This window comes from Streptomyces sp. NPDC041135, from assembly GCF_055592085.1.
Map to the genome: position 1 here is coordinate 227,911 of NZ_JBVIYZ010000001.1, position 26,141 is coordinate 254,051.

Consider the following 26,141-nt stretch of genomic DNA (forward strand, 5'->3'; position numbering starts at 1 on the left):
CCGTCAGCTCCCCGTGGGACGTACGACCGCGGCCGCGGTACGCAGCAGGATGCAGACGTCCTGCCACAGCGACCAGTTGTCGATGTAGGCGTTGTCGAAGCGGGCCCGGTCCTCGATGGAGGTGTCGCCGCGCAGCCCGTGGATCTGGGCGAGCCCGGTGATCCCGGTCGGCACCCGGTGGCGGGCCGCGTAACCGGGGTAGGTCTGGCTGAACTGGGTGACGAAGTAGGGCCGTTCGGGGCGCGGACCGACCAGGCTCATGTCGCCCCGGAAGACGTTCCACAGCTGGAGCAGTTCATCCAGCGAGGTCTGCCGCAGGAAGCGGCAGAAGGGGCTCATGCGGCGTTCCCCGGCGACGCTCCAGCGGGTGGCCGCCTCGTGCTCGTCGACCGGGCGGTGCGTCCGCAGCTTCAGCAGCGTGAAGGGCTGCCCGTCCTTGCCGATGCGCTCCTGCCGGAACACCACCCCGGGTCCGCCGGTGAGGCGGAGCACCGCCGCGCACACCAGCAGCAGCGGGCCGGCCAGCGCCAGCAGCGCCCCGGACACCACCACGTCCAGCGCCCGCTTGGCCGCGCCACCGGGCCGCGGCGAGCCCGTCTCCAGCCGCCGGCAGGAGAACCCGGCGAGCTGCTCGCGCACCTCGTACGCCGGCCCGTCCGCGTCGACCTCCCACACCACGCAGCCCGCCTCGGCCAGCTCCCGCAGCAGCGGGCCCTGTTCGGTGCGCACGGCCGGGTCCACGGTCAGCACGGCCCGCACCCCGTTCTGGATGAGCGCCCGTTCGACCTGCTCGTGCGTGGTCAGGACGGGCAGTCCGCCGGTGTCCTCCGGGTGCCCGGCCACGATCCCGACCGGCCGTACCCCGCAGCCCGGATGTCTGAGGACCGCGGCCGCGACCCGCTGGGCCGTCGCCGCGGGGCCGATGACGAGGGCGGCGCTCGGGCGGCGCAGCAGCGCCAGCCTTCGGTGCCGGCGTACGGCGCCGCGGGTGGCGCAGGCCGCCGCCGAGTGCAGTGCCCAGCCCAGCAGCAGGGTGCGGGCGCCGAGCGCGCGGTCGGGGTCCCAGGCGGCCAGCAGCGCGGCCAGACCCAGCCAGGCCACCGCGATGCGGCCGCACAGCAGGGGCAGTTCGTCGAGCACGCCGGGCACGGGCCGCGCGGAGCGCGGGCGCAGCAGCAGCGCGCCGGACACCAGGACGGCCACCACCAGCGGGTGGCGCGCGTCCGCGCCCAGCGCCACCGTGCCCAGCAGCGCGGCGATCAGGTCGGCGGTGAGCAGCGGCACCGGCGAGGCGGGCCGCACGGGCGGCCGCCGCATCGGGAACCGGACACCGCCGGGAGTGCGCGGCGGCAGGACCGAGACGGGCGAGCCGTGGCCCCGTGGTCGCGCGCCGGGGGAGGGAACGGTGCTTTCCGCAGTCACGAGTGAGGGAACTCCCTGTTCTCGGAGGGCACGGACGCTCGCGCACCGAGGAGTTCGCGGTAGAGGTCCGCGACCGCCTGGGCGGTGTGCCGCACGTCGTGCGTGGACAGGACGTGCCGGCGCCCCTGGCCGCCGAGGCGGGCGCGCAGCGGCGTGTCGAGCAGCAGCCCGGTGACGGCCCGGGCCAGCGCCGCCGGGTTCTCCGGCGGGACCAGGCAGTGCGCGGCGAGGCCGGGCGGCAGGCTCTCGCGGGCGCCGTCGACGTCGGTGAGCACCACCGGCCGGCCGCAGGACATCGCCTCCAGCGGCGCCAGCGCCATGCCCTCCCAGCGCGAGGGCAGCACCACCAGGTCGGCCGCCCGGTACCAGGGCGCGGCGTCGGTGACGGCACCCGCGAACAGCACGGACGCGGGGGCCCGCCGGCGCAGCGCCTCGCGGTCGGGGCCGTCGCCGACCAGCACCAGCCGGGCGTCGGGCACCGCGGCCAGGACGTCGTCCCAGGCGCACAGCAGCACGTCCTGCCCCTTCTGCCGGCACAGCCGTCCGACGCACACCACCAGCGGTACAGCCGGGCCGATGCCCAGGGCGGCCCGGGCGGCGGGGACGGGGACGGGGGCGAACCGCCGGGGGTCGATGCCGTTGGGGACGACGGTGACAGCGGCCCGCACCCCGGCGCGCTCGCCGGTCGCCCGTTCCGCGTCGCTGACGCAGACCACCCGGGCGGCCCACCGCGCGCCCCAGCGCTCCCACCGCAGCGCGAGCGCCCCGGTGACGCCGCCGACCGCCTCGAACGACCAGGCGTGCGGCTGGTACACCGTCGGAATGCGCCCGCGCACGGCCAGACGCGCGGCCAGACCGGCCTTCGCGCTGTGGGCGTGCACCAGTTCGGGCCGTACCTCGTCGATCAGGTGAACGAGCCGCCGCACCTCTCCGGCGAGGCCCGGACCCGGTGACCGGCCGGCCCGCCACGGCCGTACGTCGGCGCCCAGCCGGGTGAGTCCGGCGGCCAGTTCACCGCCGGGACAGGCGGCCGTGACGTGCAGTCCCGCGCCGAGCTGGGCCCGCGCCAGATCCATGACCACCCTGGCCACACCGCCGTCGACGGGCTGGGCGAGGTGCAGGACCCGCGTCCGGGGGACGGGGGGTGACTGGTGCATGCGCGGGCTTCCTCGCTCAAGGGGGGCGCTCGGTACCGCGGCCCGGACCGGCTTCACTCCTGTGCGTCGGCAGCGACGGAACGTGCGCCGGTCCGCGCCGTGTCCCGGTGGGCAACGAGCCGGCGGGCCGGCTGGTCACCACCTCGCCGTGGACCCGTGCCGGGATCGGCCGGTTCCGGCCCCTCGTCCGGCGCGCCGGCGGGCTTCGGCACCCGCCGGGCCGCCTGCGGGGCGGGGGCCGCGGCGGCCCGCGCACCACCGGGGAAGGGTGGCGCGCAGCGGGTGCGGGCACCCGGCGCCGGGTGGCGCGGTGAGGGCAGGGGGTGGCGCATGACCGGATGTCCTTCGGGGTCTGCCGTGGGCGGAGGCGGCGGGAGCGCACTCGGCCGGCCGGCTGTACGGGAGCCTTACAAGGCTCGCACTCTAGCTATTTTGCGCATCAATTTGGATATATCGGGCACGTGTGTCGGAAGGGTGAAGGCGGTCTCCGGCGGCATTCACCCCATTGGCGGCACAACCCGCGGGGCCACCGCCGCGTTGACACAGCACCGGGCATCCCGCCCGCATGTCTGTGTCGATTTCAAGGAGCACTTCTCCATGTCGCGTATCGCGAAGGGCCTGGTCCTGACCTCTGCCGCCGTCGCGGCCGTCGCCGGTGGCGCCGGTCTGGCCGCCGCCGACAGTGACGCGCACGGCGTCGCCGCCAAGTCGCCGGGTGTCGTGTCGGGCAACGTCATTCAGGTTCCCGTCCACGTGCCGGTCAACGTCTGCGGCAACACCGTCGACGTCATCGGGCTGCTGAACCCGGCGTTCGCCAACACCTGCGTCAACGACTGACGCGGAAGGCGTTTTTCCGACCGGCCGCCCGGCCGCGGTTTCCCCGCGGGCGGGCGGCCGGTCGTGTGCCGTGCCCCGAACGGCCGGGACCCCCGCGCGCCGGACGCGTGCGTCCCGCTGGGCCGCTCATCAGGCACGATTGGCGCGGATGGGGTAGGTCTGTGGTCACCTGCGGCCTCCGCGCGGTTGCACGGGGTGACCGGTGATCCGACGGTGGGCTCAAGCTCAGCCGATCGTCGAAAGGAACTCCCATGCCCGGTCTGCCCGCACGGCGTGTCGCGTCCACCGCTCTCTGCGCCGGTCTCCTGGTCGCCGTCACCGGCCCCGCCGCTTCCGCCACCGCCGGCCCGGCCCGGGAGCGCGTCCACGCGGTCTCCTCCGCCCGCGTTCCCGGCACGGACACGCGGACCGCCCGGGCATTCCGGGCCACGGTCGTGGGAGACCTGGACGCGGTGGTCGACGCGATCGGTGAGGCCCTGAACCGCGGTCAGCTCAGCCCCGAGCGGGCGCGGCAGCTCCTCCAGTTCGTGACGGACGCCACCGCGAAGCTCGACGCCTCGATCCCGGCCCCCGCGGCCGCCCCGGGCTCGGCTGCTTCGGCGGCCTCCGTGGCCTCCGCCGCCTCCGTGGTCGCGCTCGCGAAGGGCGCTCAGGACGGCAAGGCGAGTCGGACGGGGCAGGCGAGCAGGGCGCTGCCGGCCCGTGACCCGCTCTCGGATCTGCTCACCGCGCTCGATCAGGCCATCGACGACCTCATCGCATCCCTCACCTCCGGCAGCACCGACCAGGCGCTCACTTCCTTCAGCGATGCCGTCACCGACCTGATCGACCGGATCACCTCCAGCGCGCTCGACAGCGCCCTGGCCACGGCCACCGTGCCGACGGCGTGACCGGGGCGGCGTGGGCGAAGGTGACGTGACCCAGCCGTCCGGGATCTCATATGTCTTCTGCGACCGGGGTTTCCGGTTCGCCCGGATCTCGTTGAGCAGGGCGTCAGCAATCCCTGCGGTGACGCGAGTTGCCGAAGAAAGGAACACGATGAAGCCCCTGAAGGCCGCCGCTGTCGTTGCCGGTGCCGTGGCTCTCGCCGGCGTCACCGCGCCCGCGTTCGCCGCCGCTCACGGCACCGCCGACCTCACGCCCACCAGCCTCAACGGCGCCGCGAACACGCTCTCCGAGGGCCACCTCAACGTGGGCGACCTGATGCCCCTGCAACACCAGTCGAACGCGCTCGACACGGAGAACAAGGCCTCCGCCCTCAGCACGGTCAAGGGTGCGACCACCACCCTCAACCAGCACAACCCGCTGCTCGGCGGCCTCCCCGTGCGGAGCTGACGTCCGCGGCCACGGCGCCCACGCCCGGCCGGGCCGGCGTCCGGATCCCCGCCCGAGGGCCGGTACCGCACACCGCGGCGCCGGCTCCCGGCGTGTTCGAGGCCGCTTCCCTCGTCGTGTCCGCGAAGACCGCCGACTCGCGACCCGTTGCGGGCCACGCGCGCGCACCGCCGTCACCTCGACGGTCGTCCGACGGTGACCGAGTGCGCCGCCGGACGGTTACGGATGCGGACAACCCATCCCGGACGAGGAGTGAGCGATGGCCGTCGGTATCGGTGGCGTGACAGCGGGAACGGAAGCGGAGGCGGCGCGGTGGGGGAGATCCGGGGCGGCGAGAGCGGCCGGGCTCGGTCGGCGGGACGTGTCGCGGGGGCTGTTCGCCGCCCTGACCGTGCTGGCCCTGGCCCCCGTCGTGGCCGCCTCCCGCCCCGCGCACCCGCGCCCGGCAGGCGCCCTGGCGGGGACCGCGGCGGGCGCCTCCTTCGACGAGACCTACCGGGGCCGCCGTATCCAGGGCTCGCCGGTCGCCACCGCGCGCGGCGCCACCGGCGGCGACCACTGGCAGGTCACCGTGGACGGCCGCCCGCTGCACCTGATGCGGCGGGCCGACGGCAGCTGGTTCAGCATGGTCGACCACTACAGCTCGTACCCCACCCCGCTGGCGGCGGCCCGCGCCGCCGTCGACGAGATCGGCCCCGGCCGCCGGCTGCGCGAGGACCCCGGACCCGCCGGCCACGCGCCCCACACCGGGCACCTGCCGCCGGCCGGGTCCATGGCGGGTGCGGGGGAGACGGGGGGCCGGCATGGCGTACGTGCGTAAGGACGTCAGCACCCTCACCCGCAGCGAGCGGCGCCGCTTCGTCGACGCGCTGCTGGAGGTCAAGAAGCGGGGCCGGTACGACGAGTTCGTGCGGATGCACATCGACCACTACACCGCCGACGGCGAGACCGGCCTGCGTACGGCCCACATGGCGCCCTCCTTCCTGCCCTGGCACCGCAGGTTCCTGCTGGAGCTGGAGGGGGCGCTGCGCCGCGTGGACCCGTCGGTGACCGTGCCGTACTGGGACTGGACGCGGGACCGTTCGAAGACGTCCGTGCCGTGGACGCGGGACCTGCTCGGCGGCACCGGGCGACCCGGTGACCGGCAGGTGACCACCGGGCCGTTCGCCTTCGGCGAGGGCCGCTGGACCCTCACCGAGGGCATCACGGACGGCGAGTTCCTCACCCGGGACCTGGGCCGCTCCCGCTCACCGATCCAGCTGCCCACCCGCAGCGAACTCGAGTGGGCCCTGTCCGACCCCGTCTACGACGTCTCACCGTGGGACTCGACCGTCACCCGGGGCTTCCGCAACAAGCTGGAGGGCTGGGGGACCGGCCGGGGCAGCGCCTCCTGGCACAACCACAACCGCGTGCACCGCTGGGTCGGCGGGGCGATGCTCGGCGGGGCCTCCGTCAACGACCCGGTGTTCTGGCTGCACCACGCCTTCCTCGACCTCCAGTGGTACCGCTGGCAGCAGCGCCACCGCAGCCACCGCTACCTGCCGGCGAGCCCGCCGGGGCGGGGCAGCGCCCAGCACGACCGGATCGTCGCCCGGCACCAGCGGCTGCCGCCGTGGGACGTGACCCCGGACGAGCTGGAGGACGTCGGCCACGTCTACCGGTACGCCTGACGGAGGCACCGGTGACGGACGGACACGGGCAGAGCCCCGGCGCTCAGGGTGCCGGGGCTCTGCCGTGGGGATGGCGCAGGGATCAGTTCCCGTAGCCGCCGTCCTTGTCGTGCCCGCCGTCGTTGATGCAGGTGTTGCCGAAGGCGGGGTTCAGCGCGCCGATCACGTTCACGGTGTTTCCGCACAGGTTGACCGGCACGTGGACCGGCACCTGGATCACGTTGCCGGACAGCACGCCGGGCGAGCCGACGGCCGCGCCGTGCGCGTCCGCGTCGGCCATGGCCAGGCCGGCTCCGCTCATCACCACGGCACCCGTGCCGACAGCGATGGCGGCTGCCTTCGCGATGCGAGACATCACGTTCTCCTTCGTTGCTCGAGGAGCGCGACGGCAGGACCAGCCGCCGCACTTCCCGTTCAACGCCGGTGCGGTGGGCTGGTCACGGTGAGCACGGGGGGATCACTCTTTCATCGCGGCAGGTCCGGCACGCCGCGGCAGCCGCCGGACCCGGGTGCCGGGGGAGCCCCGGACGCCGGCGTCAGGGCAGTCGCCGGACCGGGGAACCGTCCAGGTAGGCACGGATGTCCTCCACCGCCTGGCCGTAGTACGTCGCGTAGGTGGCCCGCGACACGTATCCGAGGTGAGGGGTGGCGAGGAGGCGGGGCGCGCTGCGCATCGGGTGGCCGGCGGGAAGCGGCTCGACGTCGAAGACGTCGACGCCCGCGCCCGCGATGCGGCCCTCGTGGAGCGCGGCCAGCAGGGCGTCCTGGTCGACGATGGCCGCGCGGGAGGTGTTGACGAGGTAGGCGGTCGGCTTCATCAGGGCCAGTTCGGCGGCGCCGACCAGGCCGCGGGTGCGGTCGCCGAGGGCCAGGTGCACGGAGACGAAGTCGCTGGTGGCCAGCAGCTCCTCCTTGCTGGACGCCGCCTCGACGCCCACCTCCTGGGCACGCTCCGCGGTGAGGTTGCGGCTCCAGGCGCTCACCCGCATGCCGAAGGCGAGCCCCACCTGGGCGACCCGGCCGCCGATCTTGCCGAGCCCGAGCAGCCCCAGCCGGCGGCCGTGCAGGTCGGCGCCCACGGTGGACTGCCACGGGCCGCCCGAGCGCAGGGCGGTGCTCTCCTCGACGATGCCCCGGGCCAGGCCCAGCAGCAGCGCCCAGGTCAGCTCGACCGGAGGGTACGGCGAACTCTCCGTGCCGCACACGGTGATCCCCTGCGCCTCGGCGGCGGCGTAGTCGATGACGCTGTTGCGCATCCCGGTGGCGACCAGCAGTCGCAGCCGGGGCAGGCGGGCGAGCAGCGAGGCGGGGAAGGGGACGCGCTCGCGCAGGGTCATGACGATGTCGAACCCGGCGAGGGCGGCGGCGAGAGCGTCCTCCCCGGCGATGTGCTCCCGGAGCGCGACGACCTCCACCTCCCCGTCCACAGCCGACCAGTCGGCCAACTCGGTCGCCACACCCTGCAAGTCGTCGAGCACCGCGCAGCGCAGTCGCATACACCTCTCCGTTCCCCGGCCGACCCGGTCGCCCCCGGCGCTCCCCGGCGCTCTCCGGGGCTCCCGGCTGTCCCCGGCTGTCCTCGGTCGCTTCCGAGCGGTGACTGTACCGGCAGGTCAGCGGGGGCGGTCGGGCAATTCCCGGCGCCCCGGGGATCACGCGGCACGGCACGGCACAGCACGGCACGGCACGGCGTCGGTGTGGTTCCCGAAGCCTGCTCTCCGCTACTGCTCGGCCGAGCCTGTCCTTCCTCCGCTCCGGGTCCGGGTCCGGCGCTCCGGGTCCGGGTCCGGGTCCGAGTCCGGTGACGATCACTCGATCCCGAGGTGCCCGAAGCCCAGGTCCTCGCGCATGACACGACGCATCCGGGCCATGGCCGTGCGACGCCTCACTATCAGGGGCGCTTCCTCCGCCGAGCCGACCGCCACTCCCCGGGCGTAGGCGTCGCGTATCGCGCGCATGCCGTGAAACGCCTCGTTGCCCGCCGCCACGACCTCCGGCGGGCCCACCAGCCAGAGGCGTTCACTGGCTGTGTAGAGACCGGTGCCACGGACAGCCTCCCGCACGGCCGCGTCACGCGCCGACTCGGACAGGTGATCGCCCAGGGCGACGGCCCGCATCTCCTCTCCCGCCGCTTTGAGCGCGGACACGAACTCCGTGTACACCTCGCGCCGTACCTCCAGCGCGTGCCTGGCCTCCTCCCGCCGCCACCGGTCGCGATCGGCGACCAACGTGGCCGTGACACCGATGACGGCACCGGTCAGCGTCGAGAGCAGCGGCATCCAGTCCATACGCGGCAGCTTGTCCCAACGGGCGCACCGGTACCAGTACGTCTCACTGCTGCGGAGGACCTGTGGACGCCGGCTGGTCCTCTACCTGGGGCACCCTTCCCGGTCGGTACGGGTGAGCATCGAACCCAGGGGGGCCGCATCATTGGCCTCCCGGACCGTGCAGGGGAGCGGAACCTCCTCCAGCCTGCCCTCATGCAGCATCCAGAGCCCGAAGCAGTCGTCGTCCTGGTCCCGGAGCAGAACCTGCACGGAGGTCGGGAACGGCCAGGGCATCTTCTCCAAGTGAGGCAGCAGTCCTGTCCAGTTGCGTCGCCAGAAGTCGATGGCCCACGCATCCATGCCAGGGATGGGCTCGAAGCACTGGTGCCACTCGCGATGCTCGTCGGGCCGAGTAAGAGGCTCCATCACCTCCCGGGCCCCGAAGGCGATGACGATGACTTCGCAATCTCTGCTCATGCGCGCCATGTTCGGGCTCGCGTTCCGAAGAGGTCAAACGTCCGACGGCGTACGAGTGGCCCCACAGGGCGGCGGATCCGCGGTCGTTCGCCCGGCTGGTTCCACGCCGGCGCGGGCGAGGTGAGCGCACCGCACCGCTTCTGAGACAGCGTTAGCAGGCTGGTCCCCACGGCCCCTGCCGCATTCCCCCGGGCGGGCCCCGACCATGCCCGCCGTGGCACCATGCCCCCTCCGGCACACCGTTCATGGGGGACACATGCGTACCCGCGCCACCGTCACACTCACCTTCGCCCTGCTCGCCGCCCTCGCCGCCTGCACCTCGTCCAGCGACGACAAAGCCGGCACCCCGGACAGGAGTCCCGTCGCGGCCGCCGAGACGCCGACCACCACCCCGACGCCGCCCGGCGCCGTCGAACTGGAGCGCGTCACGGACACGTACGTGAACCTCTACTTCGCAGGGGAGGGGAAGGGGGCGTACGCCTTCCTGTCGAAGCGCTGTCGCGCCAAGGCAGACCCGGCCGCATACGCGGCCACCGTGGAGCAGGCGACGAAGGACTACGGGCCCGACCATCCGGCGACGGACGTGCACGCCACCGTCTCAGGGGCCACGGGCCGCGTCTCGTACGAGGTGAAGGGCCTGCCGAAGTTCGATCAGCGGGGACAGCCGTGGACAGTGGAGGGCGGTGCCTGGAAGTACGACGCCTGCTGACCCGGCGCCACCCCGGACGCCGGCTGCCTGACCTGAAATGGGCGCTGGAGGCCGCCGGAGATCTTCCCGAGCCAGTTGACGCAGGCTGAGGTTTCTCCCCGAGAACCCCGACACGTATGCGACACGGCCACCCGCGAAAGCCCGGCGACAGCCGGACAGCCCCGGAGTCCGCCCTTGATCATCAGGAGGACGTCCGGGGCTGACCTGTGTCGAATGACATCGTGTGTGACCAGCAAAAATGCCCTCCCATAGGGAAGGCGGAGACGGGCGCCCCCGGCAGGACTCGAACCTGCGGCCAAGCGCTTAGAAGGCGCCTGCTCTATCCACTGAGCTACGGGGGCCGGTGTGGTGGCCTCGTTCGTGGTGCCCGGGTGTGGGCCGGACGGTGACGCTGCCGGGGACAAGGATAGGGCTCCCGCATCCTTGACCCTGTTGCTTCGCCTCCGTGGCTCGATGTGGAGGTTCGGTGAAGCGGTCCTGATAATCGCAGGCGGGTACGAATCGCGCACCGCTTTTGGCGCTCCGCGCACCGGGTGTTGTGCACTCGTTATGCCTGGACTGCGCCCGCGTCCCGGTCATCCCTTCCGCCCGTTGTGTCCTGTCGGCACGCAGACATGTCTATATGCTTCAGAATTCCCCTAAAATTGGGCATTCTTCGCATGTGGTGACCTTGGACGTACGGCCTCAGCTGCTCGACACACTCTCCGCGCTGCGCGACCGTGTCGCCGCCGCACGCTTCCCGCTGCCCCTGGCCGGGGCTCCACGCGCGCGTGCCAACCGCGACGAACTCCTCGCACAGCTCGACGACTATCTGGTACCGCGACTACGAGAGCCCGAAGCACCCTTGCTGGCTGTCGTGGGCGGATCGACGGGCGCCGGGAAGTCGACGCTCGTGAACTCGCTGGTCGGACGCCGGGTGAGCGAGGCGGGCGTACTGCGGCCGACGACGCGAACCCCGGTGCTGGTGTGCAACCCGGAGGACCATCACTGGTTCAGCGGGATGCGCGTCCTGCCCGACCTCACACGCGTGTGGACGCCCCACCGAGATCCGGCGGACGACCCCCTCCTGCCCGGCGACCATACGGAGCGCGTGCTGCGCGTCGAGACCGCGGACAGCCTGCCGCGCGGCCTCGCCCTCCTCGACGCCCCGGACGTCGACTCCCTGATCGCCGGCAACCGTGTCCTGGCCGCGGAACTGATCTGCGCCGCCGACATCTGGGTGATGGTGACCACGGCCGCTCGCTACGCCGACGCCGTGCCGTGGCACCTGCTGCGCACCGCCAAGGAGTACGACGCCACCCTGGTGACCGTCCTCGACCGGGTGCCGCACCAGGTGGTCTCCGAGGTCTCGCGCCAGTACGGTGCCCTCCTCACCAAGGCCGGGCTCGGTGACGTACCCCGTTTCACCGTGCCCGAGCTGCCCGAGTCGGCCTGGGGCGGCGGCCTGCTGCCCGCCACCGCCGTGGCCCCCCTGCGCGCCTGGCTCGCCCAGCAGGCGCAGGACACCTCGGCGCGCCAGCACATCATGGCGCGCACCGCGTACGGCGTCCTCGACTCCCTCAAGTCGCGGATGCCCGAGCTGGCCGCAGCCGCCGCCGCCCAGTACGCGGCCGCACTGCGGCTCACCTCCGCCGTCGACAGCGCGTACGACGGTGAGCACGCACGCGTGCGCGTACGTCTGCAGGGCGGGGCCGTACTCGCCGGGGACGCCCTGAAGCGCTGGCGGGCGTTTCCCCTCGACTGCACCGCCGGCGAGCTGCTCGACGCGCTCGCGGAGAGCCTGGCCGCGCTGCTGCTGTGCGCGGTGACGGCCGCCGACGAGCGGGTCGACGAGGCCTGGCGGCGCGAGCCCGCCGCGGACGCACCGGGGCTCAACGGCCGGGACCCGTCCCTGGAGAGCGCCGAACACCGCATCGGGCTCGCGGTACGGCGCTGGCGGCGCGAGCTGGAGGAGTACGCCGAGGACGAGGTGCGCGACCTGGAGCGCAACTCCGCGCCCGACCCCGAGGTCATCGCCGCCCTGGTCGCCACCGCGCTGCTGGGCGGGCGGCGCGCGCGGACCGCGGGTGAGGGACTCGCCGGGCGGATCGGTGCCCACGGCGCGCTGCGGCTGCGCGACCGCGCCGGGCGGCTGCTCGGCGAGCACCTGGACCGCGTCATGCACAGCGAGCGCGAACGCCGCCTCGCCCCGCTCGACGCCCTCGACGTCCACCCCGAGCAACAGGCCGAACTCATCGCCGCGCTGTCCGTACTGCAGAAGGAGAGGTGACCGGTGACCGCCGTCACTGACCAGGACCACACGGACCACATCGACCGCACGGACCACGACGCGCCCATGGACCACAGAGACGGCCGGAACGAGGCCGGGCGCGGCACGAACGGCGTCCCCGTGCGGGCCATCCCGCGCAGCGGCGGCGCCGAGGGCAGGGGAAGGGCCATGGCACAGGGCAAGGGCCACGACGAGGGCGACAGCGGCGACAGCGGTCACCTCGGTCCCCTCACTCACGGCAGCACCAGCCGCGACGACGCAGAAGGCGGCGCGGACAGGACCGAGACGAGCGGTGAGCGGCACGCGCGCGTACCCGACGCGCCCCCGGTCGCGGACGCGGACGCGGACGTGAACCGGGACGCGGACGCCGACGTGCACGGGGACGCGGACGACAACGCGGACGCGGACGTGGAGGCCGATACAGGCGCCGACGCGGAGGGAGCCGTGAACGCGACCGTGAAGGTGAACGGGAACGCAACGGGAAGCGGCAGCGGCAGCGGCACTGGCAGCGGCAGCGGCACCGGCAGTACGGGCGGCACCGGCACCGCGGCCGTAGCGGTGAAGGACCGTGAGCCCCTCCTCGCCGGGCAGCCCGAGCGCCCCAAGGGCGACGACCCCGGCAAGGCGCCGGACGCCCGCCCGAGGAACGACGACCCCGGCGAGGGGCCCGGCACCCGCCGCACGGACGACCCCGCCACCGGGAAGGCGACGCAGGCCCGTCCCAAGGAGGACGAACCGGCCGCCGCCGACTCCTCCGAGGTCTGGGACGACGGCCTCATCGCCCGGCGGGTGACGGAGAACACCGCCGCCGGACTGGCCGCCGCCGAGCGGACCTCCGCCGCGGAGACCCGGGGCAAGGGCTCGCACGTGCCCGTCCCGCTGGCGTACGACGGCCCGCTGCGCTCCCGCCTGGACGCCCTGCGGGAACTCGTCGGGCTCTCCCGCACCCGTCTCGACAGCCGCACCCTCGCCGAGGCGGGCCGTGTCCTCGACGAGGCGGCGGCACGCCGCAAGCTCTCCGGGCAGCACACGGTCGTCGCCATCGCCGGCGCCACCGGCAGCGGCAAGTCGCAGCTGTTCAACGCGCTCGCCGGGGTGACGATCTCGGAGACCGGCGTACGGCGTCCCACGACGGCCGCGCCCATCGCGTGCAGCTGGAGCGACGGCGCCGCCACCCTCATCGACCGGCTCGGCATTCCCGGACGGCTGCGCCGGCGCCCGCTGCAGAGCCCCGAGGCCGAGGCGCAGCTGCGCGGGCTGGTCCTGGTCGACCTGCCCGACCACGACTCGGCGGCCGTCGCGCACCGCGAGCAGGTGGACCGGATCCTGAAGCTGGTCGATGCGGTGATCTGGGTGGTCGACCCGGAGAAGTACGCCGACGCCATGCTGCACGAGCGCTATCTGCGGCCGATGGCCGGTCACGCGGAGATCATGTTCATCGTCCTCAACCAGATCGACCGGCTGCCCGGAGAGGCCGCCGACCAGGTTCTCGACGATCTGCGGCGGCTGCTCGACGAGGACGGAGTCGCCCTGGGGGAGTTCGGCGAACCGGGCGCCACCGTGCTCGCCCTGTCCGCGCTGACCGGTGACGGGGTCGGTGACCTGAGGGAGGCGCTGGGCGAGTTCGTCGCCGAGCGCGGTGCGGCGGCCCGCCGTATCTCCGCCGACCTGGACGCCGCCGCGGCCCGGCTGCGGCCCGTGTACGCCACCGGCCGCCGCATCGGGCTCAGCGAGGACGCGCGGGACGAGTTCGCCGCCCGGCTCGCCGACGCGGTCGGCGCCACCGCGGCGGGCGACGCGGCCGAACGCGCCTGGCTGCGCAACGCCAACCGGGCCTGCGGCACGCCCTGGCTGCGGCTGTGGCGCTGGTACCAGGACCGCGGTGAACCGCAGACGGGGCGCATCCCGGTGCGTACGCAGGCGGACGAGGAGGCCACGGCCCGCCAGCGCGTCGAACAGGCGGTGCGCACGGTGTCCGACCGGGCGTCGGCCGGGCTGCCGGCGCCGTGGGCGCAGGCGGTGCGCGAGGCGGCGGTGCGGGGGTCGCAGGGGTTGTCGGAGGCGCTGGACGACCTGACGGTGCAGGCCGGCATGCCGCCCGGGCGGCCGCCCCGGCCGGGCTGGTGGCCGGTGGCGGTGCTGGTCCAGGCCTGCATGACCCTGCTGCAACTGGTCGGAGGGCTGTGGCTGGCGGGGCAGATCGTCGGCGTCATGGCGCCCAACCTGGGGGTGCCGGTGCTGCTGATGGTGGCCGGCATCATCGGTGGCCCGCTGGTGGAGTGGGGCTGCCGGATCGCGGCGCGGGGGCCGGCCCGGCGGTACGGACATGAGGCCGAGCGCCGCCTGCGGGAGGCGGCCGCGGGCTGCGGCCGGGCGCGGGTGCTGGACCCGGTGGCCGCGGAACTGCTGCGCTACCGGGAGGTGCGGGAGCAGTACGGCCGGGTCGCGCGGACGGGGGCCGGCGTTGGCTGAGGGGGGAGCGGGGAGGGCGGCCGGGGTGGGGTGAGGCGCCGGCGTCACGGCCGGGTGAAGTCTGCCGGCGGGAGGATGCGTCACCCGTTCGGGTGGCGGATTTTTCCACAGGCCGGTGGTGGTCCACAGCGCCCGGCGGGCTCGGCCCGGCGGAGGCAGTCTGGTCCCGCAGCGATCGCGACACATCCACGTCGCGGTCGGCGGGGCGTGCGGTGGCGTACGGAGACGTACGCGGCCCGCGCCGCAGACGCAGCCGTACGGGACGGGCCCGTACGCGTGTCCGTGTCCGCCCGGTCACAGGGGCGGAAGAGGGAGGGAACCCGCGATGAACGAGACAGTGGTCTGTGTGGTGGGCAACGTGGCGACGGCGCCGGTCTACCGGGAGCTGGGTACGGGGCCGTCGGCGCGGTTCCGGCTGGCGGTGACCTCGCGCTACTGGGACCGCGAGCGCGCCGCCTGGACGGACGGGCACACCAACTTCTTCACGGTGTGGGCCAACAGGCAGCTCGCGGCGAACGTGGCCGCGTCGCTCGAGGTCGGGCATCCGGTGGTCGTCCAGGGCCGCCTGAAGGTGCGCACGGAGATCCGCGACGGGCAGCAGAGCCGGGCCTCCGCCGACATCGACGCCGTGGCGATCGGCCATGACCTCTCGCGGGGCACGGCGGTGTTCCGGCGCGCGGCGAAACCGGAGGCGCCACCCGCGGCGCCGCGCCCGGAACCCGACTGGGAGACACCGGCACCGGCGGACGACGCCGAGGCGGCGCCACAAGAGCTGGCCGCAGCGGCGTCGGTGACGTGACGTCAGCCACAACCCGCCTGACTCGTACGGCGATCGACGTGCGGCCTGTCGGCGCCGTGCCGCGGACGGCCGGGTCGACACTGCGGTGTATTTGTCGATAAGCCCTGCTCAGGTGGAGCCATGGCGATAACGATTGCGGATCGGATCACTGATCGGACGATCTCACCGGGAAGCGTGGTGCGCCTGATCCATAGGATGCCGGGCGTGCCCTCAGGGGTTGCTGATTGCGCTGGTGGGACCGCTCCCCCACGTTCAAGGGGTCCTGCTCGAAGGGGAATTCTGTGCTTGCTGCGTTCTCCGGGTTCGCCCGGTCCTCGGGAAGGTCCACCCGCCCCGCGCCGGGGCGGGGGGCCGTCCGGCTCGCCGCCGTGACGCTGGTGTCCGGCCTCGCGGCCGCCGGAGTGCTCGCCGGCGCCGGCGCGGCGGCCGCCGACGCGGCCCCGCAGACCCAGGGCGGGGCGACGGCGACCATAGGCGGCCTGAGGACCTACGGCGACGCCGTGATCCACCAGGAAGACGGCGACCAGCGGGTGTCGGCGGGCCTGTTCGAGATGGCGGTGGACGGCGGCGGCACCCTGCAGACCTACTGCGTGGACATCCACAACCCCACCCAGCGCGACGCCAGGTACCACGAGACGCCCTGGAGCGGCACCTCGCTGGGTGCCAACAAGGACGCCGGCAGGATCCGCTGGATCCTGCAGAACTCCTACCCCCAGGTCAACGACCTCGCGGCGCTCGCCCGGCGGGCCGGGGTCCGCGGCCTCTCCGAGCAGGACGCCGCGGCCGGCACCCAGGTGGCCATCTGGCGCTACTCGGACGGCGCCGACGTCGACGCCGTCGACCCGCAGGCCGAGCGGCTCGCCGACTACCTGGAGAGGAACGCCCGGGGCGCCGCGGAGCCGCAGGCCTCGCTGACCCTGGACCCGCCCGCGGTCTCCGGCCGCCCCGGCGCGCTCCTCGGACCGGTCACGGTGCACACCAACGCGCGCGCCGTGACCGTCGCCCCGCCCGCGGACGCGGCCGCCGACGGCGTCCGCATCGTCGACCGGGCCGGCAAGCCGGTCACGGCGGCGAAGGACGGCAGCCGGCTGTTCTTCGACGTGCCCGTGGCCGCGACGAACGGGACGGCGCAGGTCACCGTGCAGGCGTCGACCACGGTTCCGGTCGGGCGGGCCTTCGCCTCGGAGAGCCGCAGCCAGACCCAGATCCTGGCGGGCTCCAGCGAGTCCACGGTCTCCGCGACCGCGGCGGCCACCTGGGCGGCCGAGGGAGCCATACCGGCCCTGTCGGCCCGTAAGAACTGCGCCGGGGGCGGCGTGGACCTCACCGCGGTGAACACGGGCGACCGGCCCTTCACCTTCGAGCTGATGGGCACCGAGCACACCATCCCGGCGAGAACCTCCCGGACGGTGACCGTCCCGCTCCCGGAGGACCAAGCCTACGACTTCACGATCACCGGCCCGAACGGCTTCGCGCAGCGCTTCACCGGGGTCCTCGACTGCAAGACGCAGGACAGCTCCGCCGGCGAGAAGACGCAGACCCTCAGCGAGCCCAGCCCCGCCTCGGTGGGCGGCATTCCCGAGGGAACCGACCTGGCCGCCACCGGCGGCTCCACCGCGACCTCCCTGATCGCCGGCGTGGCCATCGGCCTCGTGGTGATCGGCGGCGCCGTCCTGGTCGTCCTCCGCAACCGCGAGACCCGCACGAACAGCTGACCACGCCGTCCGCCACCCGCCCCGCCCGCTGCTCCACCCCGGCCCCGAGGGGCCCGGCACCTTGACATCTCCACAGGGAGCACACCGCGGCCGGCACCGCCCCGGCCGTCAGCGGCGGACCCCCAGGTCACAGCACCCCGGGGGCACGGGTTTCCCCCCAGGGGTGGCCGTCAGGCAAGATGGGGTGTATCTGCCCACTGCCAGTTTCAAGCTGCCGGACGGTTTCTCTTGGCTGAGTTCATTTACACCATGCGCAAGGCGCGCAAGGCGCACGGCGACAAGGTGATCCTCGACGACGTCACCCTGAGCTTCCTTCCGGGCGCCAAGATCGGCGTCGTCGGCCCGAACGGTGCCGGTAAGTCGACCGTGCTGAAGATCATGGCGGGCTTGGAGCAGCCGTCGAACGGTGACGCGTTCCTGTCGCCCGGGTACAGCGTCGGCATCCTGCTCCAGGAGCCCCCGCTGAACGAGGCGAAGAACGTCCTGGAGAACGTCCAGGAGGGTGTCGCCGGGATCAAGGGCAAGCTCGACCGCTTCAACGAGATCGCCGAGCTGATGGCGACCGACTACTCCGACGCGCTGCTCGACGAGATGGGCAAGCTCCAGGAGGAGCTGGACCACGCCAACGCCTGGGACCTCGACGCCCAGCTGGAGCAGGCCATGGACGCGCTGGGCTGCCCGCCCGGCGACTGGCCCGTCGACACGCTCTCCGGTGGTGAGCGGCGCCGCGTCGCGCTCTGCAAGCTGCTGCTGGAGCAGCCCGACCTGCTGCTCCTCGACGAGCCCACCAACCACCTCGACGCCGAGTCGGTGAACTGGCTGGAGCAGCACCTGGCCAAGTACCCGGGCACCGTCGTGGCCATCACCCACGACCGGTACTTCCTGGACAACGTCGCGGAGTGGATCCTCGAGCTGGACCGCGGCCGCGCCTACCCCTACGAGGGCAACTACTCCACGTACCTGGAGACCAAGACCACCCGTCTGAAGGTGGAGGGCCAGAAGGACGCCAAGCGGCAGAAGCGGCTCAAGGAAGAGCTGGAGTGGGTGCGGTCGAACGCCAAGGGGCGCCAGGCCAAGTCCAAGGCGCGTCTCGCCCGCTACGAGGAGATGGCCGCCGAGGCGGACAAGATGCGCAAGCTGGACTTCGAGGAGATCCAGATCCCGCCGGGTCCGCGTCTGGGCAACATCGTCGTCGAGGTCAACAACCTCAACAAGGCCTTCGGTGAGAAGGTCCTGATCGACGACCTCAGCTTCACCCTGCCGCGCAACGGCATCGTCGGCGTGATCGGCCCGAACGGCGCCGGCAAGACCACGCTGTTCAAGATGATCCAGGGGCTGGAGACGCCGGACTCCGGTTCGATCAAGGTCGGCGACACCGTCAAGATCTCCTACGTCGACCAGAGCCGCGCGAACATCGACCCGAAGAAGACCCTGTGGGCCGTGGTCTCCGACGAGCTGGACTACATCAACGTCGGCCAGGTCGAGATGCCGTCGCGGGCGTACGTCTCCGCGTTCGGCTTCAAGGGCCCGGACCAGCAGAAGCCGGCCGGGGTGCTCTCCGGCGGTGAGCGCAACCGGCTCAACCTGGCGCTGACCCTCAAGCAGGGCGGCAACCTGCTGCTCCTCGACGAGCCGACCAACGACCTCGACGTCGAGACCCTCTCCAGCCTGGAGAACGCGCTGCTGGAGTTCCCCGGCTGCGCCGTGGTCGTCTCCCACGACCGGTGGTTCCTGGACCGCGTGGCCACGCACATCCTCGCCTACGAGGGTGACTCCAAGTGGTTCTGGTTCGAGGGCAACTTCGAGTCGTACGAGAAGAACAAGATCGAGCGACTCGGTGCCGACGCCGCGCGTCCGCACCGCGCCACCTACAAGAAGCTGACCCGGGGCTGATCTTGCGGCACATCTACCGCTGCCCGCTGCGCTGGGCGGACATGGACGCGTACGGCCACGTCAACAACGTGGTCTTCCTCCGGTACCTGGAGGAAGCCCGTATCGACTTCCTGTTCCGCCCGGACAAGGATTTCCAGCAGGGGTCCGTGGTGGCACGCCATGAGATCGACTACAAGCGGCAGCTGGTCCACCGGCACGCGCCCGTGGACATCGAGCTGTGGGTCACGCAGGTGCGGGCCGCCTCCTTCACCCTCGCCTACGAGGTGAAGGACGGCGACCAGATCTACGTGCGGGCCTCGACGGTGATCGTGCCGTTCGACTTCGAGGCCCAGCGGCCCCGCCGGATCACCGCGGAGGAGCGGGAGTTCCTGCGGGAGTACATGGACGACGACACCGGCGGTGACGGTGTCGGCACCGAGGAGAAGGCCGTCGCCGCATGACGGTGCTGCACCTCGTCGACGAGGGGGAGGCGGCGGACCTCGCGGCCTTCCTCTCGCGGCTGCTGCACTACGACCGCGGCGCGGCGGTACGCCTCCAGGCGGCCGGGACGGCGCTCGCCGTCTTCGGACGGCCGCCGTCCTTCGAGGTGCTCGCCGTCCGCGCGGCGCGGCTGGCCAAGCCGTACGAGGACGGTCTCGAGGTCACCCTCGACGTGACCGTGTCCGCCGGTGAGCTGCTGGAGGCCGTGGACGAGACGGCGGCCACGGCCGCGGTGCCGGCCGCGGTGACGGGGCCTCCGTGGGCGGGCGTGCTGCCCCCGCGGGGGGGCTGGCGCTCGGAACCGGGGCTGCCGGCACCGGACGCGCTGCGGGCCATGGTCACCGCTGCGGTCGCCGAGTTCCGGGGCCGCAGCGCGGAGCTGGCGCCGGAGCTGCGCACCCGCGCCGAACTCGACCGGATCGGGCGGGACATCTGGTCCAGGACCGTGGGTCGGACACCGCTGCCGGTGCGGGCCGTGCACGCGGCGCAGTCGCTGGGCTTCCTGCGGCCCGCCGTGCCGGCCGCGGCCGTCGGGCTGTTCGCGTCGGGGCCGTGGCTGCGGCTGCGGACGCCCTACGGGTCGGTCGCCGTGCGGCGGGCGGGGCTGGGGACGCTCGACGTCAGCGTGCGCTGACCCGCTGACCCCCTCGGCCCGACCGATCCCCGCACCCGGCCGGGGTCACTCCGGGGCGTTCACCATCGACGCGGCCGCGTACGTCAGGTAGTTCCACAGCGTCTGCTCGTGTTCCTCGGACAGGCCGAGGCTGTCGACGGCCGCCCGCATGTGCCTGAGCCACGCGTCGTGCGCGGCGCGGTCCACCGTGAAGGGCGCGTGGCGCATCCGCAGCCGGGGATGACCCCGGTTGTCGCTGTAGGTGGTGGGACCGCCCCAGTACTGGATCAGGAAGAGGGTGAGGCGGTCCTCGGCCGGACCGAGGTCCTCCTCCGGGTACATGGGCCGCAGCAGCGGGTCCTCGGCCACCCCCTCGTAGAAACGGTGGACCAGCCGGCGGAAGGTGTCCTCCCCGCCGACCTGCTCGTAGAAGGTCTGCTCCTGAAGCGTGCCGCGCCGAATCTCTTTCACGCCTCCATGGTCTCAGACCGGTGGGCGGAGGACTCGAGGCCTAGGACCACCCCGGCCGCCCCGCGACCGCCCCCGCCGCGCGCATGCTCGCCTCACGCCGTCCCGGGGCCCACAGTGGACCCATGGGCGTCAACGACACGGAGACCGACGAGCTGGCCGCCGCCGCGCGGGCCGCGCTGGTGCGGGAGATCGACGCGAGCGGGGCCTTCGACGACGAGCCCGTGTGGCGGGAGGCCTTCGTGGCGGTGCCGCGGCACCTCTTCGTGCCGTACTACTACGTCAGCGGGCCGGGCGGGCACGAGCGCAGGTGGGGTCAGAGCCCGGACCGGCGGGCCCGGGAGCGCTGGGTGCGCGGCGCCTACGAGGACGTGCCGCTGGCGACCCGGATGCGCGACGGCGAGCTGCTCTCCTCCAGCAGCCAGCCCTCGCTGATGGCGTACATGCTCGTCGAGTTGCGGGTGGCGGACGGCCACCGGGTGCTGGAGGTGGGCGCGGGCACCGGGTACAACGCGGCCCTGCTCGCCCACCGGCTCGGCGACGACGACCTCGTCACCACGATCGACCTGGAGCCGGAGATCACCGAGTCGGCCCGGCAGCACCTGGCCGCCGCCGGGCACCATCCGGTGGTGGTCACCGGCGACGGAGCGCGCGGAGTTCCCGAACGCGCCCCTTTCGACCGCGTCATCGCCACCTGCGCCCTGCCCTCGGTGCCACCCGCCTGGCTCGCCCAGTGCGCTCCCGGCGCCCGCATCCTGAGCCCGCTGGCCACCGGGCTGATCGCGCTGACCGTGCGGGACGCCGGGCACGCCGAGGGCCGGTTCCTGCCCTCGCCCGCCTTCTTCGTCCCGCTGCGCGGCGAGGGCCGCGAGGAGCCGGCGCACGTCCCGCTGGGCGGGGTGCCGGCCCGGGCCCGCCAGCACGACCTGTTCCGCTTCCTGCTGGCCCTCACCCGGGGCAGCCTCGACCCGCACGAGGCCTACGCGCTGTGGGAGCGCGAGGGCGCGCCGCAGCGCGAGCGGTACGGCATCACGGTCGCCGAGGGCCGCGAGTGGGCCTGGCTGGACGACCCCGAGGGGCCGTACGCCTGGCCCCTCGCGTGAGGAGCGGGACGACCCGCCGGTGGCAGCCGTCCCGCACCAGGACCTAGTCCCGGCGGACCGTGATCGTCGTCCAGGCGCCCACGTGCACCCGGTCGCCGTCCTGCAACGGCACCGGCACGTACGGCTGGATCGGCTCCTCCGAGCCGTTGACCGTGGTGCCGTTGGTCGAGTTCTGGTCGACGACCGCCCAGCCGCCGTCCGGCTGCTGCACCAGCACCGCGTGCTGGTGCGAGACGCCCGGGTCCTCCGGCGGCACCGACAGGTCGATGTCGGGGGTGTCGCCGGTGGAGTGCCGGCGGCGGCCGATGGTGACCTGGTTGCCGGTGAGCGCGCGCTGCTGCTCGGGTGAGTAGGCGGGCAGGTTGAGGCCCGCCGCCTCGGGGCCGGAGCGCTGCATCATCGCCATGAAGTACTCGCGGTCCGGGCCGATGGTCGCCGTCCAGCTCGCCGGCTGCCGGGGCGCCTGCGGCGCCTGCGGGAAGGCCTGGCCGGGCGGGGTCTGGGGGGTGCCGGGCTGCGGGTAGCCGTAGCCGGGACCGGAGGCGGCGTTCGGGCCGGCGGAGGACGGCGGGGAGAGCACCCAGTCGTCGTCACCGCCGCCGAAGGCGGGGCCGCCGGCCGGGGGCCGGCCCGTCTCCTGCGGGAAGGCGGGCGGTGCGGGCGGCCCGGACTGCTGGTACGCCTGCGGGGGGCCGCCGGCGGTGGCACCGGGACCGGCGGGCGGGACCGGCCGCGACGGGTCGGCGCCGAAGCCCCCGGGGCCGGGCGGCGTCTGGGCGCCGGGGCCGGAGGGGTCGCGGCCGAAGGGCGGCGGGCCGGCCGGGCCGCCCGGGTGCTGTCCGCCGCCGAAGCCCTGGGGGCCGGAGGGGCCCGAGGGGCCGGGGCCGCCGCCGAAGCCGGAAGGACCGGCCGAGGTCTGGGCGGGCCCGGGCTGCGGGTAGCCGTAATCACCGCCGCCCTGGCCGCCCTGGCCACCGGGACGGCCGGGACCGGCCGGAGGGCGGCCGGCGCCGAACGGGGTCGGTCCGGACGGCTCGCTGGTGAAGGGCTGGAGCGGCTCGGCGGGACGGTTCATCTGCGAGGGGCGTGAGCCCTGGTACTCGTAGGAGTCACCGCCGCCGTAGGACGGGCCGGGCGGCTGGAAGCGCGGCGCGGCCGGGCCGGGCGCGGGCTGGCGCGGGGCGGCAGGGGTGTACGAGGTGGCCGTGTTCGTCAGGAAGTTCCACCGGCACTCCTCGCAGAACGGCGCACCGCCCTCACGGGGCGTGCGGCACTGCGGGCACAGCTCCGGCTCCGCGTCCGGGACGGCGGACAGGTGCGGGCGGCCCGCCTGCGCGCCGGGACCACCGGGTCCGGGCGGCGCGGGGAAGCCGTACCCGCCGGGCGGGGGCGGGGGAGGCGGCGGAGGCACGGCACCGGCCATGCGGTGACCGCAGACCTCGCACCAGTCGTCGGAACCCGACTGGTGTCCGTTCGGGCAGGTCGGCATGTCGGCGCTTCCCCCTCTCTCACAGGGTCCTGCTGAGTGTTTCCCAGGTCACTTCTTTACACGAACAGTCTTTGTGGACCGTGTCTCGAGAGTCATCTCGTCGGCCTCCGCGACCCTCGCTTTCAGTCGCACAGTACCTGCCGCGGCGTCGACCACGTCCACCACCTTCGCAAGCAGTTTCGCAGTATCGGCGTTGCCGGAGACACTGGCGAGCTGAACGGCACGGCCCAGTTTGGCCGTTGCTCCATCCATATCGCCCGCTTTGCGCAGGTCGAGGCCCTGCTGGATGACCTGGGCGAGTTCGGCCTGGCCGGTGTAATGGGCGACCTGGGGGTTGATGGAGGTGGAGGCGGTCATGTCGTCCGTCCACACGGCCCGCACCAGGCCCTGGGCGCCCAAGGGGCGTGCGGTGCCGTCGGGTTGGGGGACGACCAGGGAGACCCGGGCGGCCAGCATCTCCTGGCCGAGGCCGGCGGCGGGCACCTCGACGCAGAGGTGGTAGTCACGGGACTCGTCGCCCCAGGACCCGGTGGGATAGTCCCCCGCGCGCGGTCCCGCCTCGGTCCGGCGCTCGGTCAAGTCCGCGACGGTGGGCGCGACTTGCTTGACGAACCGGATGGTCGTGCCGACCGGTGTCCACACCCGCAGGGCGACGTCGGCGACCTCCTTGCCCATGGCCGTCTCCATCATCCGCGTGAAGTCGGCGGCCAGGCCCGCCGGGTCGGCGACGATGTCGGCGGTGCCGAGCAGCGCGGAGGAGATCGCTGTGACTTCTTTCACGTCCCAGTCGGTGCCCACGCCCCGGGCGTCACAGGTGAAACGTCTGGCGCAGGCGTCGAGGGAGGACCGTAGGACCTCGGGCGCCTCGTGCTCGTTGCGGCCGTCGGTGAGCAGGATGCCGTGGCGGATGTCGACGTCCGCGGTGGACAGCAGCCAGTCGGCCAGGCGCAGCCAGGTGCCGATCGCCGTGCCGCCGCCGGCGGTGAGTGAGCGCAGCGCCTGCTTGGCCTGGGCGCGGGTGGTGGCGTCGGCGACGGCGAGGCGGCCGCCTCCGGGGTAGACCTCCTTGGCCACGTGCGTGCCGGCGATCACCGCGAAGTGCACGCCGTCGCGCAGGGTGTCCACGGCGGCGGCGGTGGCGTCGCGGGCGTTGCGCATCTTGGTGGCCGGGTAGTCCATCGAGCCCGAGCAGTCGACCATGAGCACCACCGCCGCGGACGGGCCGTGGCCGGGCGTGTACCGCGGTGCGGCGGTGGCGCTGCCGACGGTGCCGCCGCCCGTGGCGGTGACGGTGACGATCGCGTTGACCTCACGGCCGCCGTCCGGCAGGTACTCGTTCTGGTAGACGTTCACCGAGAACTGCGGCACGTTCGACTTCGAGAAATTGGCCATGCTTGTTCGCGTCCCCCTTGGACACCCCGCCGTGGCGGGGTCGACAGTGAGCGGACCGGTCCCCTCCGGTCCGTCGAGGCTTCCCCGTGGTGCGCGGCCTCAGGCCGATCCTGCCCCCTGCGGCGCGGCCGGGAACGGCAGGACGGCCACTGTTACGTTGTCGTGGCCCCCGCCGTCCAGCGCGTGGCCGACCAGGACCCGGGCGGTGTGCAGCGGGCGGGCGGCGGCGTCCGGCGGGACGATCTCGGCCATCTCCTCGGCCGCCTCCGCGTAGTTCCACAGCCCGTCCGTGCACACCACCACCACGCCGGGCCGGTCCGGCTTGAAGGAAGCGGTGTGCGGCTCCAGTTCGTAGGCGTCCGCGCCGAGCCAGCCGGTGATGGCGTGGGCGCGCTCGTCGGCGTAGGCCTCCGCCTCGCTCATCAGGCCGGCGGCGACCATCTGCGCGGCCCAGGAGTCGTCCTCGGTCAGCCGGGCCGGGGCGGCGTCGCGGTCCGCGGGCACCCAGTAGGCGCGGCTGTCGCCGACCCAGCCGACCACCAGCAGCCCGGAGGTGACCACCGCGGCGACGATGGTGCAGGCCGGGGCGTTCTGGTGCGGGGCGTGCTCGCGGGCCGTGGCGGGCTCCTGCGCCAGGGCGTTGACGTCGCGGGCGGCGGCGACGATCGCCTCGTGCATCGCCTGCTGCGGGTGGGTGCCGCGGGGCAGGGCGGCCAGCAGGGTGTCGCCGGCCGTGCGGGAGGCGGCGAGGGAGGCGTCGTCGGGGCGGGTCGCCGAGGAGACGCCGTCGCAGACGACCGCCAGGCAGGCGGGGGAGCCGTCGGGCAGGGTGGTCCGGCCGACGGCGAAGGCGTCCTCGTTGCGGTGGTGACGCAGGCCGCGGTCGCTGACGGCGGCGACCGGGCCCGACTCGCGCTCCATGTGGTCGCGTTCGCGGGGCTGGGCGTGCCCGCAGTTCTCGCAGTAGCCGTCGCTGTCCACCCGGCCCGCCCGGCAGGCCACGCACACCTTCGCCGCCTCCGGCCCGTCGGTCGCGGTCGCGGTCACGGCCTCGGCGGGATCGGCGGCGACGCGCGGGTCCGGGGCCTGCAGCGGGTAGTCCTCGGCCCCCGGTGCCCGGTCGGAACGCACCCCGGGCACGGCGGAGGCCTGCCCGGCGTGCTCCGGCCCCGCGTGCTGCCCGGGCACGGCGGGCCCGGGCACGGCGGCTGCGGGCGGGGCCGGTACGTGCTGGGCGGGCAGCGGGACCCCGGAGGCCGCACCGGGTGCGGCTGCGGGCGCGGGATGTCCCGGCAGCGGGGAGCCGCCGGAGTCGGTGCCCGGCAGATCGGTGGGCAGATGGGTCGCCGCGGGCGTGGCGGGCGGCGGCGGGGCGGCGGGCCAGGCCGGGGCGTCACCGGGCGCGCCGGTGCCGTCCACGGCGGGAGCCGGGGGGACCGGGGGGACCGGCGGCGGGGCGGGGACCACCGAGAGGTCGTATCCGCACGCGCCGCAGTAGTGGTCACCCGGCTCGAGCGGCTCGGCGCAGCTCGGGCACTTCGACAGTGCGGCCTGCTGGGGCATCTGCGACATCA

General features: G+C 73.9%; 24 protein-coding genes and 1 tRNA gene. 14 read left to right on the forward strand and 11 right to left on the reverse strand.

Annotated elements, in window-relative coordinates; genetic code table 11:
* Window positions 1-3: 3 nt before the first annotated feature.
* Together ACZ6CZ_RS01060 and ACZ6CZ_RS01065 are read right to left on the reverse strand one after the other, a co-directional pair.
* Complete coding sequence (locus ACZ6CZ_RS01060) at window positions 4-1,422, reverse strand: exopolysaccharide biosynthesis polyprenyl glycosylphosphotransferase (RefSeq protein ID WP_469012733.1); 1,419 nt, start codon at window positions 1,420-1,422, stop codon at window positions 4-6.
* A complete protein-coding gene (locus ACZ6CZ_RS01065; protein WP_469012738.1) occupies window positions 1,419-2,579 on the reverse strand; it encodes a glycosyltransferase family 4 protein in 1,161 nt (386 codons plus the stop codon). The genes ACZ6CZ_RS01060 and ACZ6CZ_RS01065 overlap by 4 nt, the downstream gene beginning before the upstream one ends.
* Before the next feature lie 597 nt (window positions 2,580-3,176).
* Here ACZ6CZ_RS01065 and ACZ6CZ_RS01070 point away from each other — a divergent pair.
* From ACZ6CZ_RS01070 to ACZ6CZ_RS01090, 5 genes are all read left to right on the forward strand, one after another.
* A complete protein-coding gene (locus ACZ6CZ_RS01070; protein ID WP_469012743.1) occupies window positions 3,177-3,416 on the forward strand; it encodes a chaplin in 240 nt (79 codons plus the stop codon).
* 251 nt (window positions 3,417-3,667) lie between these two features.
* A complete protein-coding gene (locus tag ACZ6CZ_RS01075; protein WP_469012747.1) occupies window positions 3,668-4,306 on the forward strand; it encodes a hypothetical protein in 639 nt (212 codons plus the stop codon).
* Between the two features lie 148 nt (window positions 4,307-4,454).
* Complete coding sequence (locus ACZ6CZ_RS01080) at window positions 4,455-4,751, forward strand: hypothetical protein (RefSeq protein ID WP_469012750.1); 297 nt, start codon at window positions 4,455-4,457, stop codon at window positions 4,749-4,751.
* Between the two features lie 259 nt (window positions 4,752-5,010).
* Window positions 5,011-5,571, forward strand: coding sequence for a tyrosinase family oxidase copper chaperone (locus ACZ6CZ_RS01085; RefSeq protein WP_469012755.1), 561 nt, complete (start codon window positions 5,011-5,013; stop codon window positions 5,569-5,571).
* Window positions 5,555-6,421, forward strand: a complete 867-nt coding sequence (locus tag ACZ6CZ_RS01090; RefSeq protein WP_469012759.1) for a tyrosinase family protein — start codon at window positions 5,555-5,557, stop codon at window positions 6,419-6,421. The genes ACZ6CZ_RS01085 and ACZ6CZ_RS01090 overlap by 17 nt, the downstream gene beginning before the upstream one ends.
* A gap of 82 nt (window positions 6,422-6,503) precedes the next feature.
* Here the strand turns inward: ACZ6CZ_RS01090 and ACZ6CZ_RS01095 are convergent, their stop codons facing one another.
* From ACZ6CZ_RS01095 to ACZ6CZ_RS01110, 4 genes are all read right to left on the reverse strand, one after another.
* Window positions 6,504-6,776 (reverse strand): chaplin, encoded by a 273-nt coding sequence (locus ACZ6CZ_RS01095; protein WP_469012763.1) that lies wholly within the window; start codon window positions 6,774-6,776, stop codon window positions 6,504-6,506.
* A gap of 181 nt (window positions 6,777-6,957) precedes the next feature.
* Window positions 6,958-7,917: a D-2-hydroxyacid dehydrogenase family protein gene (locus ACZ6CZ_RS01100; RefSeq protein WP_469012767.1), complete on the reverse strand. Its 960-nt coding sequence runs from the start codon at window positions 7,915-7,917 to the stop codon at window positions 6,958-6,960.
* A 312-nt stretch (window positions 7,918-8,229) separates the two neighbouring features.
* The gene (locus ACZ6CZ_RS01105; protein ID WP_469012770.1) at window positions 8,230-8,709 is read right to left on the reverse strand and encodes a hypothetical protein; all 480 of its coding nucleotides are present in this window, start codon (window positions 8,707-8,709) and stop codon (window positions 8,230-8,232) included.
* 81 nt (window positions 8,710-8,790) lie between these two features.
* A complete protein-coding gene (locus ACZ6CZ_RS01110) occupies window positions 8,791-9,165 on the reverse strand; it encodes a hypothetical protein (RefSeq protein WP_469012773.1) in 375 nt (124 codons plus the stop codon).
* Between the two features lie 256 nt (window positions 9,166-9,421).
* On the opposite strand from ACZ6CZ_RS01110, the gene ACZ6CZ_RS01115 reads away from it, so the two are divergent.
* Complete coding sequence (locus ACZ6CZ_RS01115) at window positions 9,422-9,874, forward strand: hypothetical protein (protein WP_469012776.1); 453 nt, start codon at window positions 9,422-9,424, stop codon at window positions 9,872-9,874.
* Window positions 9,875-10,142: 268 nt separating this feature from the next.
* Here the strand turns inward: ACZ6CZ_RS01115 and ACZ6CZ_RS01120 are convergent.
* Window positions 10,143-10,215 (reverse strand) — tRNA-Arg (locus tag ACZ6CZ_RS01120).
* Window positions 10,216-10,535: 320 nt separating this feature from the next.
* Between ACZ6CZ_RS01120 and ACZ6CZ_RS01125 the strand changes: the two genes are divergently transcribed.
* From ACZ6CZ_RS01125 to ACZ6CZ_RS01155, 7 genes are all read left to right on the forward strand, one after another.
* Window positions 10,536-12,143 carry a dynamin family protein gene (locus ACZ6CZ_RS01125; protein ID WP_469012777.1) on the forward strand — a complete coding sequence of 536 codons (1,608 nt, stop codon included), beginning with the start codon at window positions 10,536-10,538 and terminating at the stop codon, window positions 12,141-12,143.
* A 3-nt stretch (window positions 12,144-12,146) separates the two neighbouring features.
* Window positions 12,147-14,615, forward strand: a complete 2,469-nt coding sequence (locus ACZ6CZ_RS01130) for a YfjP family GTPase (protein WP_469012779.1) — start codon at window positions 12,147-12,149, stop codon at window positions 14,613-14,615.
* A gap of 325 nt (window positions 14,616-14,940) precedes the next feature.
* The gene (locus tag ACZ6CZ_RS01135) at window positions 14,941-15,414 is read left to right on the forward strand and encodes a single-stranded DNA-binding protein (RefSeq protein ID WP_469012782.1); all 474 of its coding nucleotides are present in this window, start codon (window positions 14,941-14,943) and stop codon (window positions 15,412-15,414) included.
* A 281-nt stretch (window positions 15,415-15,695) separates the two neighbouring features.
* Window positions 15,696-17,129 carry a Cys-Gln thioester bond-forming surface protein gene (locus tag ACZ6CZ_RS01140; RefSeq protein WP_469012784.1) on the forward strand — a complete coding sequence of 478 codons (1,434 nt, stop codon included), beginning with the start codon at window positions 15,696-15,698 and terminating at the stop codon, window positions 17,127-17,129.
* 228 nt (window positions 17,130-17,357) lie between these two features.
* Window positions 17,358-19,022, forward strand: coding sequence for an energy-dependent translational throttle protein EttA (gene ettA / locus ACZ6CZ_RS01145; RefSeq protein ID WP_469012787.1), 1,665 nt, complete (start codon window positions 17,358-17,360; stop codon window positions 19,020-19,022).
* 2 nt (window positions 19,023-19,024) lie between these two features.
* Complete coding sequence (locus ACZ6CZ_RS01150; protein ID WP_469012790.1) at window positions 19,025-19,462, forward strand: acyl-CoA thioesterase; 438 nt, start codon at window positions 19,025-19,027, stop codon at window positions 19,460-19,462.
* Window positions 19,459-20,136, forward strand: coding sequence for a DUF8185 domain-containing protein (locus ACZ6CZ_RS01155; RefSeq protein WP_469012794.1), 678 nt, complete (start codon window positions 19,459-19,461; stop codon window positions 20,134-20,136). Before ACZ6CZ_RS01150 ends, ACZ6CZ_RS01155 begins: the two co-directional genes overlap by 4 nt.
* A 45-nt stretch (window positions 20,137-20,181) precedes the next feature.
* Here the strand turns inward: ACZ6CZ_RS01155 and ACZ6CZ_RS01160 are convergent, their stop codons facing one another.
* Window positions 20,182-20,586 (reverse strand): globin, encoded by a 405-nt coding sequence (locus tag ACZ6CZ_RS01160; RefSeq protein ID WP_469012796.1) that lies wholly within the window; start codon window positions 20,584-20,586, stop codon window positions 20,182-20,184.
* Window positions 20,587-20,708: 122 nt separating this feature from the next.
* On the opposite strand from ACZ6CZ_RS01160, the gene ACZ6CZ_RS01165 reads away from it, so the two are divergent.
* Entirely contained in the window at window positions 20,709-21,686 is a 978-nt protein-coding gene (locus tag ACZ6CZ_RS01165) for a methyltransferase domain-containing protein (protein WP_469012799.1), read from the forward strand.
* A gap of 43 nt (window positions 21,687-21,729) precedes the next feature.
* Here ACZ6CZ_RS01165 and ACZ6CZ_RS01170 read toward each other — a convergent pair whose 3' ends face one another.
* From ACZ6CZ_RS01170 to ACZ6CZ_RS01180, 3 genes are all read right to left on the reverse strand, one after another.
* Window positions 21,730-23,175 (reverse strand): FHA domain-containing protein, encoded by a 1,446-nt coding sequence (locus tag ACZ6CZ_RS01170; protein ID WP_469012801.1) that lies wholly within the window; start codon window positions 23,173-23,175, stop codon window positions 21,730-21,732.
* A gap of 48 nt (window positions 23,176-23,223) precedes the next feature.
* Window positions 23,224-24,567 (reverse strand): vWA domain-containing protein, encoded by a 1,344-nt coding sequence (locus ACZ6CZ_RS01175; protein ID WP_469012803.1) that lies wholly within the window; start codon window positions 24,565-24,567, stop codon window positions 23,224-23,226.
* A 99-nt stretch (window positions 24,568-24,666) separates the two neighbouring features.
* Window positions 24,667-26,139, reverse strand: coding sequence for a protein phosphatase 2C domain-containing protein (locus ACZ6CZ_RS01180; RefSeq protein WP_469012806.1), 1,473 nt, complete (start codon window positions 26,137-26,139; stop codon window positions 24,667-24,669).
* Between the last annotated feature and the right edge of the window lie 2 nt (window positions 26,140-26,141).

What these genes read in the sequence shown, in the direction of transcription:
- ACZ6CZ_RS01065 (WP_469012738.1), bottom strand. Translation starts at nt 2,579, where the DNA reads ATGCACCAGTCACCCCCCGTCCCCCGGACGCGGGTCCTGCACCTCGCC.
- ACZ6CZ_RS01070 (WP_469012743.1), top strand. Translation starts at nt 3,177, where the DNA reads ATGTCGCGTATCGCGAAGGGCCTGGTCCTGACCTCTGCCGCCGTCGCG.
- ACZ6CZ_RS01075 (WP_469012747.1), top strand. Translation starts at nt 3,668, where the DNA reads ATGCCCGGTCTGCCCGCACGGCGTGTCGCGTCCACCGCTCTCTGCGCC.
- ACZ6CZ_RS01080 (WP_469012750.1), top strand. Translation starts at nt 4,455, where the DNA reads ATGAAGCCCCTGAAGGCCGCCGCTGTCGTTGCCGGTGCCGTGGCTCTC.
- ACZ6CZ_RS01085 (WP_469012755.1), top strand. Translation starts at nt 5,011, where the DNA reads ATGGCCGTCGGTATCGGTGGCGTGACAGCGGGAACGGAAGCGGAGGCG.
- ACZ6CZ_RS01090 (WP_469012759.1), top strand. Translation starts at nt 5,555, where the DNA reads ATGGCGTACGTGCGTAAGGACGTCAGCACCCTCACCCGCAGCGAGCGG.
- ACZ6CZ_RS01095 (WP_469012763.1), bottom strand. Translation starts at nt 6,776, where the DNA reads ATGTCTCGCATCGCGAAGGCAGCCGCCATCGCTGTCGGCACGGGTGCC.
- ACZ6CZ_RS01100 (WP_469012767.1), bottom strand. Translation starts at nt 7,917, where the DNA reads ATGCGACTGCGCTGCGCGGTGCTCGACGACTTGCAGGGTGTGGCGACC.
- ACZ6CZ_RS01105 (WP_469012770.1), bottom strand. Translation starts at nt 8,709, where the DNA reads ATGGACTGGATGCCGCTGCTCTCGACGCTGACCGGTGCCGTCATCGGT.
- ACZ6CZ_RS01110 (WP_469012773.1), bottom strand. Translation starts at nt 9,165, where the DNA reads ATGAGCAGAGATTGCGAAGTCATCGTCATCGCCTTCGGGGCCCGGGAG.
- ACZ6CZ_RS01115 (WP_469012776.1), top strand. Translation starts at nt 9,422, where the DNA reads ATGCGTACCCGCGCCACCGTCACACTCACCTTCGCCCTGCTCGCCGCC.
- ACZ6CZ_RS01135 (WP_469012782.1), top strand. Translation starts at nt 14,941, where the DNA reads ATGAACGAGACAGTGGTCTGTGTGGTGGGCAACGTGGCGACGGCGCCG.
- ACZ6CZ_RS01155 (WP_469012794.1), top strand. Translation starts at nt 19,459, where the DNA reads ATGACGGTGCTGCACCTCGTCGACGAGGGGGAGGCGGCGGACCTCGCG.
- ACZ6CZ_RS01165 (WP_469012799.1), top strand. Translation starts at nt 20,709, where the DNA reads ATGGGCGTCAACGACACGGAGACCGACGAGCTGGCCGCCGCCGCGCGG.
- ACZ6CZ_RS01170 (WP_469012801.1), bottom strand. Translation starts at nt 23,175, where the DNA reads ATGCCGACCTGCCCGAACGGACACCAGTCGGGTTCCGACGACTGGTGC.
- ACZ6CZ_RS01175 (WP_469012803.1), bottom strand. Translation starts at nt 24,567, where the DNA reads ATGGCCAATTTCTCGAAGTCGAACGTGCCGCAGTTCTCGGTGAACGTC.
- ACZ6CZ_RS01180 (WP_469012806.1), bottom strand. Translation starts at nt 26,139, where the DNA reads ATGTCGCAGATGCCCCAGCAGGCCGCACTGTCGAAGTGCCCGAGCTGC.